We start from the raw sequence: 16132 nt of genomic DNA on the forward strand, positions 1-16132 counted from the left end.
AGAAGAGCAGTGCTCGCGAATTCCGGGTGAACCCTGACCGACCCGCTATGGTCGACGACGCCTCCGATCAGCGTCGGCGTCGGGATCTAGCGCCGACCCGATTCAGCGTCCGCGGCGCGGTCGCAGCTGCGCGACGGTCGAGACCGCGTGCTCCAGGGCGTACTCCGGGTCGGCGGCCTGCCCCTTCACCGCACCGTTGAGTTCGGCGACCACGAGTACCGCCTGCCCGATCGACGTCGCGTCCCACGCACGTGCCTGCGATTGGATCTTGCCCACGCGGCCCGGCGGCATGCCCAGTTCCGACGCGATCGAGTACTTGTCCGCCGGGCCCATCGAACGGACCCGCGCGATGGCGTGCACGGCTTCGGCCAGCGCATCCGCGAGAAGGACGCGGGCGGTGCCGTGATGCTGTGCCCACGCGAGAGATTCCATCGCCCCGGCGAGATCGCCGGTGACCGCCTTGTCCGCCACCTCGAAGCCGGTCACCTCGGGGCGCCCCACGTAGTACGTGCGCACCGCAGACTCGTCGACTTTGCCTCCGGTGTCGGAGACCAATTGATGGCAGGCCGCCGACAGCTCTCGCAGATCGGAGCCGACGAGCTCTGTCACGAGTTCCACCACATCGGGACCGACGCGCACTCCCAGGCCGCGAAACTCCTTGCGCACGAAGTCGACCCGGTCGGAATGCCACTTCGGCGCGGCGCACTCGAACTCGGCCGCACCAGCCTTCCGGAGCTCCCCCACCATCGACTTCTGCCGGCCGCCGCCGGTGTGGATGACCATCAGGGTGATGCCGTCGGGCAGCGCCTTCGCGGTGGCGGTGATCAACGCGGCCGGGTCCTTGCCCGCCTCGGCGGCGGCCTCGATCACCACGATCCGCTCCTCGGCGAACAACGACGGACTCAACAGTTCGGCGAGCTCGGGACCGGTCACTTCGCCGCAGCGGATCCGCGTGACCGGCACGTCTTCGCCGGAGTCGCGCGAGCGCTCCTGAGCGACCCGCTTGATGACGCGCCCGGTCAAGAAGTCGTCGTCGCCCAGCAGCAGGAACAGCCGATCACTCACAGCCACCATGGTGCCACGCCCCTACGACGCGGCTCACCGGCCCGGGGCCCCTGCCCGGTGAGCGCGCCACACGGCGTCGTCCGCGTACTGTCTGTCGGTATGCGATGCGACGGCTGGCTGTGGACTCCGTCGGTGATCGGGAGTCTGATCCCGCCGGCGCTGGCCGGGACGTCGCCGGCAGAGATCCCCGACGACGGCTACGACCACCCGGACTACGACCCCGATGACTATGCCGACCGCAGTGAACGAGCCCGTGTCCGATGGACGGTCGACGCTCCCGGGGCCGGCGGCCAGGCATCCCTTGTGGTCCGGGAGCGACCTGCCGGGGAGCCACTGACCGAGGACGATGTCGACTCCGATGCCCACCTCTACGACGACGGTGAGAAGTCCTTCGTTCGGCGAGTCCCGAAGGAGCAGCGCGCGGTTTTCGGGACCTGGGCGTACGTCATCGACCGTGCCGCCGTCGTGGGGAGATCGTGGACGCTGTCCGGCGACCGACTGCACTATCAGTGCCGATTCCCCACCGGCTCTGAGTCCCGACACCCGGTTCCGGAACCCCAGCTCTTCGCCTCGGCCGAGAAGGCGCTCGCGCTGATCGAGAATCCACCCGCCGTCCGAGTGCGGCCGTCCGTCCGGGTGCCCGCACCGTCGGACTACCGGTGGCGATGACACACCGCGGCCCACGTTCACGGCGCCGGGACACCGCCGATCTGCCACCGTGTGCCCCCGATTCGCCGTGTCCCGCGCCAGATCAGGTGGGGTCCCGCGAACGGTGCGCGCGCCAGACCCCATAGCCGAAGGCACCCGTCAGAGTCAGCACGATCGCGGCCTGCCAGCCCGGGACCTCCGGCGCCGACCAATTCCGGCCGCCGAGTGCATCCGCGCACCCGACCAGCCACCACATCTCCGGCCCCGTCGCCCGGATCAGCAGTTCCCCGGCCAGCGAGCCCGGACCGTCGGGCGGACCGATCGCGCCGATCACCGCGGCCAGTGTCCCGAGCAAGGAGATCGGGCCCACCACCGGTGACACCAGCAGATTGGCCGGAAGGGACACCAGACTGACCCGATCGGAGATCGCGATCACCAGCGGAGTGGTCAGGATCTGCGCGGCCAGCGTCATCGCGAGCAGCACGGCCAACACCTCCGGCACCCCGCGCCGGATCAGTCGCTGCCGGATCGGAGCCGCCCACAACACCAGGCCCAGTGTCGCCAGCACCGACAGCGCGAAGCCCGGCGCAAGCGCCATCTGCGGCCAGAACAGCAGCACCACGACGACCGCCGCCCCCAGAGCCGGCAGCGCCGAAGCACGGCGCGCCGCCAGCGCTCCCGCCAGCCCGATGCCGCCCATCACCGCCGCTCTCAGCACGCTGTCGGTCGGCCGCACCAGGACCACGAACCCGAGCATCGACAACAGCCCCAGCGCGACCGTGGAACGCGTCGACGCCCCGAGCATCCGCAGCGAGAGAACCACTGCGCCGCAGACGATCGCGAAGTTGCTCCCGGAGACGGCGGTAAGGTGTGTCAGCCCGGCGGCCCGGAAGTGGTCGCGGAGCTCGCCGTCGAGATCACCGGTGTCGCCCAGCACCAGCCCGGGAAACAGGCCCGCAGCCCGCGGCGGCAGCGATCGAGCAGCCAGAAGCCGCAGTCGCGCGCGCACCCGGCCGGCCCATCTCTGCCAGACCGGCGCGGGCGACACGGTCGCGATGTCGCCGACTGCCGTCAGTCTGGCCGCCACCAACCTCCGCCCCACTCCGTCCGGGGGAGGTCGCACGCGAACGCGCAGCGCCATCCGCTGCCCCGGCACGGTGTCGCCGATCGCCTCCGCCCCGGCGACGAGTTCGGCGGCGACGGGCGCGTGCGGTCTCCGGTCCAGCTCGACCACCCTCACCGGAGTGCGCACCTCGCCGCTGTGTCGCAGCATCACCGGGTCGCCCGTCACCTGGACGACGACCACCGGCAGACCGCGTGCCTGCGCGATCGGCGCGCTTTCGGTGATCGATATCCGGAGGACGCACGCCGCCCCCGCGGCCGCCGCCACTCCGCACACTGCGGCTGCAGTCGCCGCCACCGCCGGCCGCGAGGCGCGCAACGCTACCCATGCGAGGACCGCGACGCTCACCAGCCCTGCCGTGATCACCACGGTGATCGTCAGCGGCAACACGAGGGCGGACCCGGTCAGCACCCAGCACGCTGCGGCCGGGCCGGCCAAGCGCAGATCGACGGTCATCAGCACGGAACCTCCACAATCCCGGGCCTGCGACCCGCCGACACCGCAACCGGACGTCGTCGCGTCAGCCCACGGTCACCGCGTCGCGGAGTTTCGCCAGGCGTGCCGGACCGATCCCCTCCACCTCGGCGAGTTGATCGACCGAGGCGAATCCACCGTTCCGCTCGCGCCACGCGATGATCGCCTTCGCGGTCACCGGCCCGACACCGGGCAACGTGTCGAGCTCGGCTTCGGTGGCGGTGTTCAGGTTCACCGTGCCGCTCTGCGGTGCCGCTCCGGGCACTGTGCCGGGGCTCGTATCCGGCGCGGTGCCCGGCGCGGACGACACCACTGCACTGCGGACCGCGCCGGCCCCGCCCTCGCGCGTGCCGACCAGTACCTGGTCTCCGTCGTGCAGGATCTGTGCGAGATTCAGACTCAGCAGATCGGCGTTCTCCCGGGCCCCGCCCGCACGGTCGAGCGCTTCGGCGACCCGGGAGTTCGGCGGCAGCCGGACCAGGCCGGGACGGCGCACCAGTCCCGCGACGCTGACCACGATCTCCGCCGGCGTCTCGGCGGACGGCGCACCGGGAGCAGCCTGCGACGACGGTCCCGCCGACGCCGGGAAGTCGACCAGCGGCGCGACCGGCTCGGTTCCGCGCAACAGCGAGAACCCCGCGATCACACAGGCGATCACCCCGACCCCGATCAGCCCGATCGCGGCCGGCGGCAGCATGGTGAGCCGGCGGCGCGGCGGGTCTTCCCAGTCCTCGTCCTCGTCCCACTCGCCGTCGTCCCAGTCCTCGGGTTCGGTGCCCGGCTCGGCGTACGCATCCTCGTGCCCCCGGTCGGCGAACTCACCGTCACCCGGCGATCCGGAGCGGTCGAGTACCTCGTCCCAGTGCCCCGTGTCGTCGCCGGCGGCACCGCTGTCGTCCCCAGCGCCCTCGTTCCCATCACGGTCGTTCCGGTCACGGTCGTTCCAGTCGCCGCCGTCCGAGGACGCTTCCTCCCTGGCGACGCCGCCGGCGCGTCTCGGGACACGCCGGGGCTCGCCGTCGGCGCGAGTCTCCGCGCGATCACCCGAGTCGTCGTCCCGATGCTCGACCTCCCGGTCGCCGGACCAGGCCCGACGGCCCGCGGCGGTGTCGAGCCAATCCGGGATCCTGGTGGCGCCCCAGTCGTCTCCGGCGGCCGGCCTGGGCGAGGCGGCACCGCGCGCGCGATCGGCGTGCGGGCGCCCGCGAGGTGCCCGAGCGCGGGGGTCGTCCCGCGGCAAGATGCGATCGAGTCCGCCGCGCTGCGTCGTGCGTGTTCTCCTGGCCATGGCGCGACCGTAGGCCGCTCCACCCGGGCCGGGCTACGTCCCGGACGGGCATCCTGTGGACAACTCGCGTTGTCCACAACAGCTCAGTCCAGGGGTAGCAATCCGTGGCCGGTTGCGATACCGACGGCGCCGCGCCCGACGTGCACCCCGAGCACCTGCCCCAGATCAACCACCAGCGAGGACGTCACCTTCGGCAACCGGTCGCAGACTCGTTCGAGCACCTCGACGGCGAGCCCCGGCGCCTGGCAGTGCTGCACGGCGACCGTCACCTCGTCGGCGCCGACGTGCTCGACGATCGAGTCGATCATCCGGTTGATCGCCTTGGTAGTGGTCCGCTGACGTTCCTTCAGAGCCAGCACGCCGTCCTCCATGTGCAGGATCGGCTTGATCGACAGCGCCGAGCCGAGCAGATGGCTCGCCGCACTGATGCGTCCGCTGTTACGGAGGTTCTCCAGAGTCTGCACGCACAGCAGCGACTCGGCGGTGGCGGCCGCGCGCACCGCGACCTCGTACACCTGGTCCCGGTCGGCGCCTCCTTCGGCGGCCTGCGCCGCGGCGAGCACCGTCAAGCCCACCGAGACGCCCGCGGCCCGCGAGTCGACGATCCGCAGACTCTCGCCGAACTCCTCGGAGACCAGTCGCGCCGCGGCCCAGGTCCCGGACAGTCTGCGCGACATGTGCACGGCCACCACGCCGTCGCCGTCGCTGCGGGCGAGGGCCTCGGCGTAGAACTTCTCCAGATCCTGCGGATTGGCCCCGGAGGTGGAGACTCCCGGAGTCGCGATCACTTCACTGGGGATGGGGTCGACCCCCTCCAGATACTCCGAGCCGTCGGGCATCGTCACGTGCAACGGGACCTGGGTGATCCCGTAGCGGTCGGCAAGTGACGCGGGCAACCGCGACGACGAGTCGGTGACGACGATGACAGACACCCCTACAACTTAGCGGCCCGCACCGAACCGCCCACGCGCCGGTGTGGATTGCGGCATTCACGACGCTCCCGACGGCTCGATTCGGCGGTGCGCCGGTCCCGCCCCCGCTGCCCGGGCGAAGAGTGCTGGGAAATGGTTCCTGGAGAACCACTTCCCAGCACACTGCACCGCCGGGACGCCGGCGATGGAACCGCAACGGCGGCCCGTGCGTCAGATAGGACATGAGAGACGACGCACGGCTCGCCCGTACCATCGCCGACAACGACGGCATCATCACCTCTGCCCAGGCCCGGGCACTCGGCCTCACCCGGGGAGCTATCCGCGGCCGGGAACAGCGGCAGGAATGGCAGCGCCTGGTCGGCGGGGTCTACCTCTGCAACACCCACGACTTCACCGCTGCCGCACGTCTGCGCGCCGCCGTCGCCGTCCACCGCGGTGTCGCCGACCGGACGGCCGCCGCGTACTGGCACGGCATGATCGACGACCTGCCCGCGGTGGTGACCCTGTCGGTCGCCAGATCCACCGCCGCCAAGGCCAACGCACCCTTCGACACGTCGGTCGTCCGGCGCACCTTCGCCGCCGAGGACCTGGAGGTGGTGCGCGGTCTCGAGGTGACTCGTCGGCCGCTCACCGTCTTGATGGCCGCACCCCTGCTCGACGATCCCCAGGCCTTCCTCGACCGGAGGCTGCAACTCGGCGAAGTGACCCTCGAATCGCTCCAGCGCGCATTCGAACGGAACTCGCGACGGCCCGGCATGACGGAGATCGCACCACTCCTGGCCGCGGCTTCCACGGCCAGCGAAGCCGAATCGGAGCGTGCCTTCGCCGAGCGCCTCGACGACGAACAGATCGGCGGCTGGGTGCAGCAGTTCGCCTTCGGCAGGTGGTTGATCGACTTCGCGTGGCCGGCCGAGGGCATCGCCGTGGAGATCCACGGCTGGGCCTACCATCGCGACCGGCGGCGCTTCGAGTCCGACAACGCCAAGGCCGCCGCACTCGCCGCCGCCGGGTGGCTGGTGATCCCGTTCACCTGGCGGCAGCTCGCCGACGACCCGATCGGCTGCATCGAGAAGCTGGTGTCGGCGCTCCGAATTCGGCGTGAGCTCCTCGGGTGAGCCTGCCCGGCGCCTCGCTTGCTGAAAAGTGGCTGCTGGAGAACCGTTTCCCAGCACCCGGCGCGCCGTTGGCCGGGGTTCAGCCCGGCGATTGCGCGATCAGGTCGGCGACAGCGGGTGCGACGAGGCCGGCGATCGCCTCGTGCGTGTGCAGACCCCAATGGATCCCGTCCGGATTCATGCGGTCCGCCCCGTCAGCGAAGTGCGCCGCCGTGATCGGATAGAAATCGACCGTGGGCAGGCGGTGCGCGGCAGCCCAGCGAGCGATCGCGGCACTCGTCGGCACACGGCCGTGGTGCGCGTATCCGTAGTACGGACTCGCATGCGTGGGAGGAAGCGCTACCAGGATAGGCAGCTCGGGCCGCAGCTGACTGATCGAGGAGCGCACCTTCTCGAAGTAGTCGACCGTCACCCGCGGGGGCAGCACCATCGGCCAGCCCAGTCCGGACAGCCGGGGCTGCAGCCACCCGTACGTGTTCCGGACCCGCTCACGCAACGCCGACGGCCGGACGTACCGGATCTGCTCCCGCAGCGCCGTCGGCAGCGGTGACGGCAGCGAGTCCATCCCGCCGTAGGCGAGCACCACCACCTCGGCCTTCGGCAGCGCGGCCCAGATGCGCGGATCCTGCGTGACCGCCCACCAGATGTCCCGGCTGGTCCAGCCGATCCGCGCGAACAGATCGACGGGACGACTCACCCCGGAGGCGACCAGGTTCGGCCAGATCCGGGCATCGTCGGCGGCGAGTCCGCCGGTGGGACCGTAGAACGAGAGCGAGTCGGCCAGCACCAGCACGCGTCCGGGGCCGGTGTCCGCAACCGGCGCCCCCTCCCCCGGCACCGCTACTGCACCCCGGTGTCGGCCAGCGGGGTGTCGGCGGCCGCGCTGGCGGCGTTCCACACGTCCAGCCGCCAGGTAGGTTCCTCCCCCGGCAGACTGTGCCCGGACAACTGCACCCAGCTGGTGTTCGCCAGCCCACCGAGGATCGGCCAGTTCTCGACAGGAAGTTCCAGCAAGCCGGCGGTCAGCGCGGCGATGACCCCACCGTGCGCCACCAGCACCACGGGGCGCTCGGATTGGTCGCCCTCGCCCCAGCCGTCGAGTTGCTCGACGAGCTCGGCCACCACCGGCACCGCGCGGGCGGCCACGTCGACGCGGCTCTCTCCGCCCGGCGGAGTCCATGTCGCGTCGTCGCGCCAGATCCGCCGGGCCCCCGGCATGGCCGCGTCCACCTCGGAGTGCGAGAGACCCTGCCAGTCGCCCAGGTGCGTCTCGCGGAGCCGGGGATCGGTCACCACGTCGAGTCCGGTGACGGCGGCCAGCGCCAGCGCGGTGTCGTGCGCGCGACGCAGATCCGAGGACCGGATCAGCCGGGGCGACCGGGCCCCGATCACCCGCGCGGCCTCCGCTGCCTGCGCCACCCCCAGGTCCGAGAGTTCGGTGTCCAGATGTCCCTGCATGCGCCGGGTCGCATTGTACTCGGTCTGGCCGTGCCGCAGCAGCACCAGACGCCGCACGATCGGCGTGAGCCGCTCGACGCTGGTGTCGCCCTGGTCCGGTTCGACGGTCACGGGGTGTCCGGGTCGTCCGCCGGGCGCTCCAGGCCGTCGACCTCGATCACCGGGCAGTCCTTCCACAACCGTTCCAGTCCGTAGAAGTCGCGTTCGTCCGAGTGCTGCACGTGCACGACGACGTCGCCGTAGTCGAGCAAGGCCCACCGGCCCTCCCGAACGCCCTCGCGGCGCAGGGCCTGACGTCCGGCCTCGCGGAGCTTGTCCTCGATCTCCTCGGTAATCGCGTTCACCTGGCGCTCGTTGTCGGCCGAGGCGATCACGAACAGGTCCGTGATGACCAGCGGCTCGGACACGTCGAGCACGACGATGTTCTCGGCTTTGCGGTCCGCCGCGGCGTGGGCGGCGATCACCGCGGCCTCGCGCGCTTCTGCTGTGGCGGTCACGTGGTTTCCTTTCGGTACAGGCTGTGCTTGCTGATGTACTGGACCACTCCGTCGGGTACCAGATACCAGACCGGGCGACCGTCCTGCGCACGCTTGCGGCAGTCGGTCGACGAGATCGCCAGGGCGGGGATCTCCATCATCTGCAGCGCGTGGTCGGGCTTGGTCGCCAGGTGTTCGGCCAGGTGGGTCGCATCCAGGGCGTATCCCGGGCGGGAGACGCCGATGAAGTTCGACAGCTCGAACAGCTCCTCCCAATTCTGCCAGGTCAGGATGGTTTCGAGTGCATCGGCTCCGGTGATGAAATAGAGCTCGGCGTCGGGGTACACGCGTCGCAGGTCGCGCAGGGTGTCGACGGTGTAGGTGACGCCCGCGCGGTCGATATCGACGCGGCTGACGGTGAACTGCGGGTTCGACGCCGTCGCGATCACCGTCATCAGGTAACGGTGCTCGGCAGGGGTCACGTCCCGGGCGGACGGGCCCGCCTCGGGCCCCTCCTTCTGCCACGGGCGGCCGGTAGGGACGAAGATCACCTCGTCCAGACCGAACCGGTGCGCCACCTCGCTGCCGGCCACCAGGTGCCCGTTATGGATCGGGTCGAACGTGCCGCCCATGACGCCGATGCGGCGCGGGAAGGTCGGGTCGTCGGACATGTCCATCGACTTTACGCACTGTGCCGATCGGCTCCGCACGCGCGCTCTCGTTCGGCGCCGGACACGTCAGACCGGAAGCAGGTTGCCGATCACCTGGCCGAGCTGCTCGGCGTTGCGGCATTCGTACATCTCGATCACCTCGCCGTACTTGCTCGCGATGGAGTCGCCGGTGTCCCAGTTCTCCTTGCGTTCCGGGTTGAGCCAGTAGGCGTTGCGCACCCGCTCGCGCAGCTTCGCGAGGGCCTCGACGCTCGAGAGGGCGTAGTTGTTGCGGGCGTCCCCGAGGATCAGCAAGGCACCCCGATGCGTCAGCGAGTCCAGGTACTTCTCGGCGAACCCGCGCAGCATGTGGCCGTAGTCCGAATGCCCGTCCCGCGTGCTGATCCGCGCCTGGCTCAGCATGGTGGCCATGCGCTCGCCGAACTGGTCCTCGGCGTGGGAGCGGTCGAAGTAGTCGGTCACCTCGTCGACGGTGTCGATGAACGCGAAGACCCGCACGTTCGAGAACTGCTGCCGCAGCGCGTACACCAGTTGCAGCGTGAACGAGCTGAATCCCGCGACCGACCCCGAGACGTCGCAGATCACCACCAGCTCGGGCTTTCCAGGCCGCGGTTTGCGGTGCCGCAGCTCGATCGGCACGCCGCCGGTCGACATCGACGCGCGCAGCGTCGAACGGATGTCGACCGCGCCGCGGTGGTTGCGCCGACGCCGGAATTCGAGCTTCGCGGCGAGCAGTCGTGCGATCGGATCGATGGTGCGCCGCAGCTTCGCCATGTCTTGCGGATTCGCCGAGAAGAAGTCGATCTGCTCGGGCAGCTTGGGCACGGCGTAGCCGGCCACCTCGTCGCGCCCACGCACGGCCGACATCCGCCGCTGCACCTCGGTCTCGACCGCGGCCCGCAACTGCTGCGTCGCGTTGCGCGCCGCACGACGCGTCAGTTGGTCGGTGCCGGGTCGATTGGGCCCGCTCACTGCGTTCCCGGCGCCCGGTCGATTGGGCCCGCTCACTGCGTTCCCGGCGCCCGGTCGATTGGGCCCGCTCACTGCGTTCCCGGCGCCCGGTCGCTGCCCCTCCTCGCGGGGCATCCCGGCGGCCATCGCGGCGGCGATCCGCGCGATCAGCGTCTGCGGGGCGATCGCCGACATCGCCTGGTACACCGAGTAACTCTCGCCGCGCGCGGACTCGTACCGTCCCACTTCGGCGACGATCGCGGCCACCAGCTGGTCGAACCGCCCGTCGGCCATCGCGTCGTCGTCGGCCAGCACCTCGGCGGTGAGCTCGCGCAGCGCGTCCACGTCCACCTCGCCGGAAGCGTTGCGTGGCACCGCGATCGCGCCCGCCCGCGCGGCATTGCCGAGCGGGAACCACAGCTCAAAACACAGGTCGAAGGTGTCGCGGTGGAGGTGATCCGACAGGAGGGTCGCAGCGAGGCCCTCGCGGAGACTGTTCCGGTCGAGCAGGTCCAGCACTTCCATCGCCCGTCCCGCGTCGATCAGGTTCGACGGCCCCACGACGATCCCCCGCCCGCGCAGATCCTCGACGAATCCGGTGAGGGTGTCGATCAGCTCCCCGGTCCCCGAGCCTGTCGAAGGATCCATCAGTCCAGCTTCAACTCGCGGATCGCCGTCAGCACGTCGGCCCGATGCTTCAGCACGACGCCGAGGGTGCGCTTGAGGACCGAGTCGGAGACGCGGCCGTCGTGCTCCTCGGGCGCCTCGCCGCCGACCATCGCCAGCAGGGTGTTGCCCCAGTCGATGGTCTCGGCCACCGACGGCTTCTTCCGGATGTCCAGGCTGCGCAGCACTCCGACGATCCGGACCACCTCGGACGCGAGGTTCGCCGGCAGGTCCGGGACGCGGGACGCGAGGATCTCGCGTTCCAGATCGGCGTCCGGGAAGTCGATGTACAGGTACAGGCAGCGGCGCTTGAGCGCCTCGGAGAGCTCGCGGTTCGCATTGGAAGTGAGAATGACGATCGGGCGGCGCTGCGCCTGAACGGTGCCCATCTCCGGGATGGTGATCGCGAAGTCGGAGAGGATCTCCAGCAGCAGGCCCTCCATGTCGACGTCGGCCTTGTCGATCTCGTCGATCAGCAGAACCGTCGGCTCGGTGCGCGAGATCGCGGTCAGCAGCGGCCGCGCGAGAAGAAACTCCTCGGAGAAGATGTCGTCCTTGGTCGCGTCCCAATCCCGCTGCCCCGCAGCCTGAATGGCCAGAATCTGCTTCGCGTGGTTCCACTCGTACAGGGCACGCGCCTCGTCGATTCCCTCGTAACACTGCAGCCGAACCAGGTCGGCCCCGGTGGCGCCGGCGATCGCCCGGGCCAGCTCGGTCTTGCCCACACCGGCCGGCCCCTCGACGAGCAGCGGCTTGCCCAGCCGGTCGGCGAGGTAGGTCGCCGTCGCGGTGGCTCCGTCCGCGAGGTACCCGGTCGTGCGCAGCTGAGCCACGACGTCGTCGGTGCCGGAGAACGCCGGCTGCACGGTCCCGCTCACGCCGGCCGCACCTGGCCGTCGCCCCACACGACCCACTTGGTGGAGGTCAGCTCGGGCAGGCCCATCGGGCCGCGGGCGTGCAGCTTCTGGGTGGAGATGCCGATCTCGGCGCCGAAGCCGAACTGCTCGCCGTCGGTGAATGCGGTGGACGCGTTGACCATCACCGCGGCCGCGTCCACGCGCGAGGTGAACGCACGAGCGGCGGCCGAGTCGCCGGTGATGATCGCCTCGGTGTGGCCGGTGCCGTAGTTCTCGATGTGCTCGACGGCGGCGTCGAGGCCGTCGACCACCTTCAGCGCGACGTCCAGCGACAGGTACTCGCGGTGCCAGTCGTCCTCGGTGGCCGGAACCATGCCGGGCTCGTCGCCGTGAATCGTCACGCCCTGCGAGCTGAGCGCGGACACGATGGGTTCCAGTGCCGCACCGGCGATCTCGCGATCGATCAGGACCGTCTCCACGGTGTTGCACACGCTGGGACGCCGGGTCTTGGCGTTGACGATCACCCGGGTCGCGGTGTCGACGTCGGCACCCGAATGCACATAGATGTGGCAGTTGCCGGTGCCGGTCTCGATGGTCGGGACCGTGGCGTTCTCGACGACGGTGGCGATCAGGCCGGCGCCGCCGCGCGGGATCACCACGTCCACCAGTCCCCGCGCCTGGATCAGCGCGGTGACGCTGGAGCGGTCGTCGCTGGGCAGCAGCGCCACCGCGTCCGGGTTCACCTTGTGCTCGGCGAGCACCCCGCGCAGCACCTCGACCAGCGCGGCGTTGGAACTGGCGGCCGACGACGACCCGCGCAGCAGTACGGCGTTGCCCGACTTGAACGAGATGCCGAACCCGTCGACGGTCACGTTGGGGCGCGCCTCGTACACGAAGCCCACCACACCGAGCGGCACCTGCACCTGCCGCAGTTCCAATCCGTTCGGGAGCGTCTTGCCCTGCACGATCACCCCGATCGGATCCGGCAGAGCCGCCACTTGCCGAAGTCCCCCGGTGATCCCGGCGACCCGATCCGTGGTCAGCCGCAGCCGGTCGATCAGCGCGGCCTCGGTGCCGTTGGCCTCGGCACGCGCGACGTCCTCGGCGTTGGCCTCCAGGATCGTCTCGGTGGCGTCGTCGATCGCCTGCGCCGCAGCGAGCAGCACGTCGTTCTTCTCGGCGGTGGTCATCGTCGCGAGCGAGCGGGATGCCTTCTTCGCGGCACGCGCCAGCTCTTCGACGACGGCCCGCACATCGGCGGACCGCGCGCCGGCGTCCTGCGCGTCGGTGGTCTGGGTCGGGACACTCATGCGTCCAGGTTAGACCCTGACGCGTCCTTGCTCCCGGCCCCGTCGGCTCGGACATCCCGGACCGATGAAACGCTGCTTTCGAGGACTCCTGCTAGTTCGACCTCTGTTGCGATCGTCGCCGTCCCACTACGCAACGCTCGACGGACGAACCCCTTTCCTCCGCGGTCCGGAAGTGACACGCTGGACGGATGAAGACCTGGGGTAAGTGGCTCACCTGGCTCGGACTGGCGATCGCGATCATCTGCGTCGTCGTCGGGACCATCATGGCGGTCGCCGGATTCAGCAAGCTCACCGACGTCGTCAACGACTCGTTCCGGATCAGCGGGCCGACGCAGTACACCGCCACCGCGGGCGAGACCCTGGTCCTCTACTACGACGGGCCCGACGGAACCGCGACCACGCCGTCGTGCCAGATCGAGGGTCCGGCCCAGCCGACCCCCGGATCGGTGGTCGACGGCGAGCTGACCTACAACTCCGAGACCATCAGCCCGTTCCTCGCGTGGCGGTTCACCGAGTCCGGCTCGTACACCATCACCTGCGACCAGACCGGCGTCGTCGCCGGACCGCAGCTCCCGATCGGCGGCATCCTCAGCGGTGCCGGCGGCGTCCTCCTGGCGGTGTTCGGCGGGGGCCTCGGCTTCCTCATGCTGATCATCGGCATCATCCTGTGGGTGGTCGGTGCGAACAAGACCACCACCCCGCCGCCGCCCGTCGGCGCCTGGCAGCAGCCGTACCCGCCGCAGGCCTATCCGTCGCAGCCCGGCCAGCCGTATCCGTCGCAGCCCGGACCCGTCTACCCGCAGCAGCCGGGGCCAGCGCAGCCCGGCCAGCCGTATCCGCCGGCTCCGGGCGCCGGTTCCCCACCCGCCGCGCCGCCGTCGTCGAGCCCGGCTCCGGGGAACCCCGACGACCACCCGCCGACTCCGCCGCCCGCCGGGCACTAGGCGCCGACATCGGCGGGCCCCGCGCCTCGGCCGAACCTCCACCCCACCCGGGTCGAAACGAGGGTGCCCGGCACCGTGTCCTCGTTCTGGCATCCTCGACTGACGGTGCCAGAACGAGGCGGGTGTGCCCGGCACCCTTGTTTCAGCAATCGCCCAACGCCGAGGCCAGCACCCCGGCCGAGCGCCGATCCACCGGCAGCCGATATCCGGACGAGACGGTCACGAACGCGATCGCGTACTGGCACCAGAAGCCGCGGAGTTCGGGCATCCAGCGGCCCGGCTCCCGGTCGGACTTGGCCTGGTTGCTCGCGGCATCCACCGCCACCAGGTTCGCCGGATCGTTGGCGAAGGCAACCCGCGCCGACGGGCGCCACCCCCAGGCGCCCATGTCCCACGCGTACGAGAGCGGCACGACGTGGTCGATGTGCACGGCCGTCGAGCCCCGTGCCCGCGAGAACACGATCTCCCGGCCCGTGTACGGACTCCGGAAACGCCCCGAGGCGACTGCCTCCGGACACGACGCGACCGCCACCGACGTCACCACCTCCAGATCCCGAGCAAGGAGGTCGTTGCGGGTGTCGCACCCGTCGCCCGAGCCGGCCACGCCGGCGGCGTCGGTCCACGCGGGCCCGAACGCCTCCCGCCGGTACGGCGCGCTCGGCGCCAGCCGATGCTCGACGACGACGAGCGCGGCGAGCGCCGTCCGCGCCTGGGCCACCCGTGTGGGATCGACCGGGGGCGGGGCGGTCTGGTGCCAGCCGAGCCCGGCCGCCACGATCACAGCCGTCGCCGCGAAGCCGATCAACGCCGACCAGTGGCGCCCGGTGAGCCGGATCCGGCCGTCGCGCCGTTTGTGTCGCGCCGTCCGGATCTGCAGCTCGATGTCACGTAGCAGTCGCATCGTCTCCCCCGAAGAGTCAGACGCTGCGGAGGCCCGTCCGGTTCCCTCACACGCCGGGCGCCGGCGAGATCGGCCGGGCGATCCATCCGGCCGCGCGTGACACCGCCCGCTCCAGCGGACCGTTGCCCAGCAGCAGCGCCCAGGCCGTGCAGCCGGCCACCACCCCGGCCGTGATCGGCCAGAACATGTCGAGCGCACGGAATCCGGCGAGTCCGTCGACCGGCCAGAGCGCGATCCATCCGGCCCAGACCAGCAGGTGCACCGTGTACGCGGTCAACGGCATCGAGCCCACTGCGCGCAACGGAAACAGAACTCCTCGCACGCGGGTCTGCGTCACCAGGCAGCAGAGCCCGATCGCGGCGAGCACGAACCCGCCCGAACCGACCACCTCGCCGATCCCCGAGGAGTGAGGCTCGCTGCTGAGGACCGGCAGCGACCAGCGGGCGGCGGCGGCGCCGATAAGTCCGTAGCCGACCGACGCGAGAAGCACCCCTGAGGCCACCAGCCGCAGCGCGTTGAACTGCCCGTCGGCGAGCCGACGGCCGACGATCACGCCGACGGCCAGAAAGGCCGTCCACGCGACGAACGGATAGTGCCAGCCCGTCATGTCGGCCGCCGTGTCCACCGCCGCCGGCCGGCCTCCGCCCGGCGGCCACCCGGTGTTCACGACGAGGACGATCGCCGGCCCGGCCGTGGCACACACCCCGGCCACGACCCACAGTCCCCGGTCGGACAGCCGGACAAGACCGATCGCGATGAGGAACAGGATTCCGTAAGCGGGCAGGATCACGTACACGGGCAGATCGAGCAGCACCAGGAGCATCCCGAGCAGCCAGATGATCAGCGCCCGTGCGGCCAGGAGCCCGTCCGTCTGCGGAGACCGCCCGCGTCCCCGGCTGAGGGCGATCGAAACCCCGGCGAGAGTGGCGAACAGGATCGACGACCGGCCCGCGGCCAGCCCCGTCCAGGTGTCCGGGCGAGACCACTCGACGACGGGCAACGCCATCAGGTGAACCGCGAACATCCCGAGCACCGCCAGTCCGCGCGCCAGGTCGATTCCGGGGTAGCGTCCGGGTGGTTCCAGTCGCGCGACATTCCTGCGGAGCCGGTCGGCCAGCGTGTCGGTGCTCGTCATCTCCTCGCCCATCGTTCCACGCGGTCCGGCGATCCGGTGGCGGGGTCTCGATAAGCGGACTCACTACGTTCGCCACTACTCGACCACCCAACCGGACCGACGACCACCCTCCGCCGCT

At 70.7% G+C, this 16132-nt stretch carries 16 protein-coding genes; 3 read left to right on the plus strand and 13 right to left on the minus strand.

Annotated elements, in window-relative coordinates; all coding sequences use genetic code 11:
• Positions 1-102 precede the first annotated feature (102 nt).
• A complete protein-coding gene (holA, locus tag C6V83_RS13970) occupies positions 103-1065 on the minus strand; it encodes a DNA polymerase III subunit delta (protein WP_199832520.1) in 963 nt (320 codons plus the stop codon).
• A 99-nt stretch (positions 1066-1164) separates the two neighbouring features.
• On the opposite strand from holA, the gene C6V83_RS13975 reads away from it, so the two are divergent.
• Positions 1165-1734, plus strand: a complete 570-nt coding sequence (locus C6V83_RS13975; RefSeq protein ID WP_105942903.1) for a hypothetical protein — start codon at positions 1165-1167, stop codon at positions 1732-1734.
• Positions 1735-1816: 82 nt separating this feature from the next.
• Here the strand turns inward: C6V83_RS13975 and C6V83_RS13980 are convergent, their stop codons facing one another.
• The 3 genes from C6V83_RS13980 to C6V83_RS13990 form a co-directional block, all read right to left on the minus strand.
• The gene (locus tag C6V83_RS13980) at positions 1817-3292 is read right to left on the minus strand and encodes a ComEC/Rec2 family competence protein (RefSeq protein ID WP_105943965.1); all 1476 of its coding nucleotides are present in this window, start codon (positions 3290-3292) and stop codon (positions 1817-1819) included.
• A gap of 64 nt (positions 3293-3356) precedes the next feature.
• Positions 3357-4598, minus strand: coding sequence for a helix-hairpin-helix domain-containing protein (locus C6V83_RS19020; protein WP_105942904.1), 1242 nt, complete (start codon positions 4596-4598; stop codon positions 3357-3359).
• Positions 4599-4681: 83 nt separating this feature from the next.
• On the minus strand, positions 4682-5530 hold the full coding sequence (locus C6V83_RS13990; RefSeq protein WP_105942905.1) for a DegV family protein: 849 nt from the start codon (positions 5528-5530) through the stop codon (positions 4682-4684).
• A 221-nt stretch (positions 5531-5751) separates the two neighbouring features.
• Between C6V83_RS13990 and C6V83_RS13995 the strand changes: the two genes are divergently transcribed.
• Complete coding sequence (locus tag C6V83_RS13995) at positions 5752-6645, plus strand: DUF559 domain-containing protein (RefSeq protein ID WP_105942906.1); 894 nt, start codon at positions 5752-5754, stop codon at positions 6643-6645.
• Between the two features lie 79 nt (positions 6646-6724).
• On the opposite strand, the gene octT is transcribed toward C6V83_RS13995, so the two are convergent.
• From octT to C6V83_RS14030, 7 genes are all read right to left on the minus strand, one after another.
• Entirely contained in the window at positions 6725-7483 is a 759-nt protein-coding gene (gene octT, locus C6V83_RS14000) for a diglucosylglycerate octanoyltransferase (protein WP_105942907.1), read from the minus strand.
• Between the two features lie 2 nt (positions 7484-7485).
• Positions 7486-8214 (minus strand): histidine phosphatase family protein, encoded by a 729-nt coding sequence (locus C6V83_RS14005; RefSeq protein WP_105942908.1) that lies wholly within the window; start codon positions 8212-8214, stop codon positions 7486-7488.
• Positions 8211-8600 carry a ribosome silencing factor gene (gene rsfS / locus C6V83_RS14010; RefSeq protein ID WP_105942909.1) on the minus strand — a complete coding sequence of 130 codons (390 nt, stop codon included), beginning with the start codon at positions 8598-8600 and terminating at the stop codon, positions 8211-8213. The genes C6V83_RS14005 and rsfS overlap by 4 nt, the downstream gene beginning before the upstream one ends.
• Positions 8597-9250, minus strand: coding sequence for a nicotinate-nucleotide adenylyltransferase (gene nadD, locus C6V83_RS14015; RefSeq protein WP_105943966.1), 654 nt, complete (start codon positions 9248-9250; stop codon positions 8597-8599). Before nadD ends, rsfS begins: the two co-directional genes overlap by 4 nt.
• A gap of 66 nt (positions 9251-9316) precedes the next feature.
• Positions 9317-10849 carry a vWA domain-containing protein gene (locus C6V83_RS14020; protein WP_105942910.1) on the minus strand — a complete coding sequence of 511 codons (1533 nt, stop codon included), beginning with the start codon at positions 10847-10849 and terminating at the stop codon, positions 9317-9319.
• A complete protein-coding gene (locus tag C6V83_RS14025) occupies positions 10849-11745 on the minus strand; it encodes an AAA family ATPase (RefSeq protein ID WP_199832521.1) in 897 nt (298 codons plus the stop codon). The genes C6V83_RS14020 and C6V83_RS14025 overlap by 1 nt, the downstream gene beginning before the upstream one ends.
• Positions 11742-13034 (minus strand): glutamate-5-semialdehyde dehydrogenase, encoded by a 1293-nt coding sequence (locus tag C6V83_RS14030; RefSeq protein ID WP_105942912.1) that lies wholly within the window; start codon positions 13032-13034, stop codon positions 11742-11744. The genes C6V83_RS14025 and C6V83_RS14030 overlap by 4 nt, the downstream gene beginning before the upstream one ends.
• A 188-nt stretch (positions 13035-13222) precedes the next feature.
• On the opposite strand from C6V83_RS14030, the gene C6V83_RS14035 reads away from it, so the two are divergent.
• Entirely contained in the window at positions 13223-13978 is a 756-nt protein-coding gene (locus tag C6V83_RS14035; RefSeq protein ID WP_105942913.1) for a hypothetical protein, read from the plus strand.
• Positions 13979-14120: 142 nt separating this feature from the next.
• Here the strand turns inward: C6V83_RS14035 and C6V83_RS14040 are convergent, their stop codons facing one another.
• A complete protein-coding gene (locus C6V83_RS14040) occupies positions 14121-14879 on the minus strand; it encodes an HNH endonuclease family protein (protein ID WP_105942914.1) in 759 nt (252 codons plus the stop codon).
• Positions 14880-14925: 46 nt separating this feature from the next.
• On the minus strand, positions 14926-16014 hold the full coding sequence (locus C6V83_RS14045; RefSeq protein ID WP_105943967.1) for a heparan-alpha-glucosaminide N-acetyltransferase domain-containing protein: 1089 nt from the start codon (positions 16012-16014) through the stop codon (positions 14926-14928).
• Between the last annotated feature and the right edge of the window lie 118 nt (positions 16015-16132).

The sequence above is a fragment of the Gordonia iterans genome (genome assembly GCF_002993285.1).
GTDB classification, from domain to species: domain Bacteria; phylum Actinomycetota; class Actinomycetes; order Mycobacteriales; family Mycobacteriaceae; genus Gordonia; species Gordonia iterans.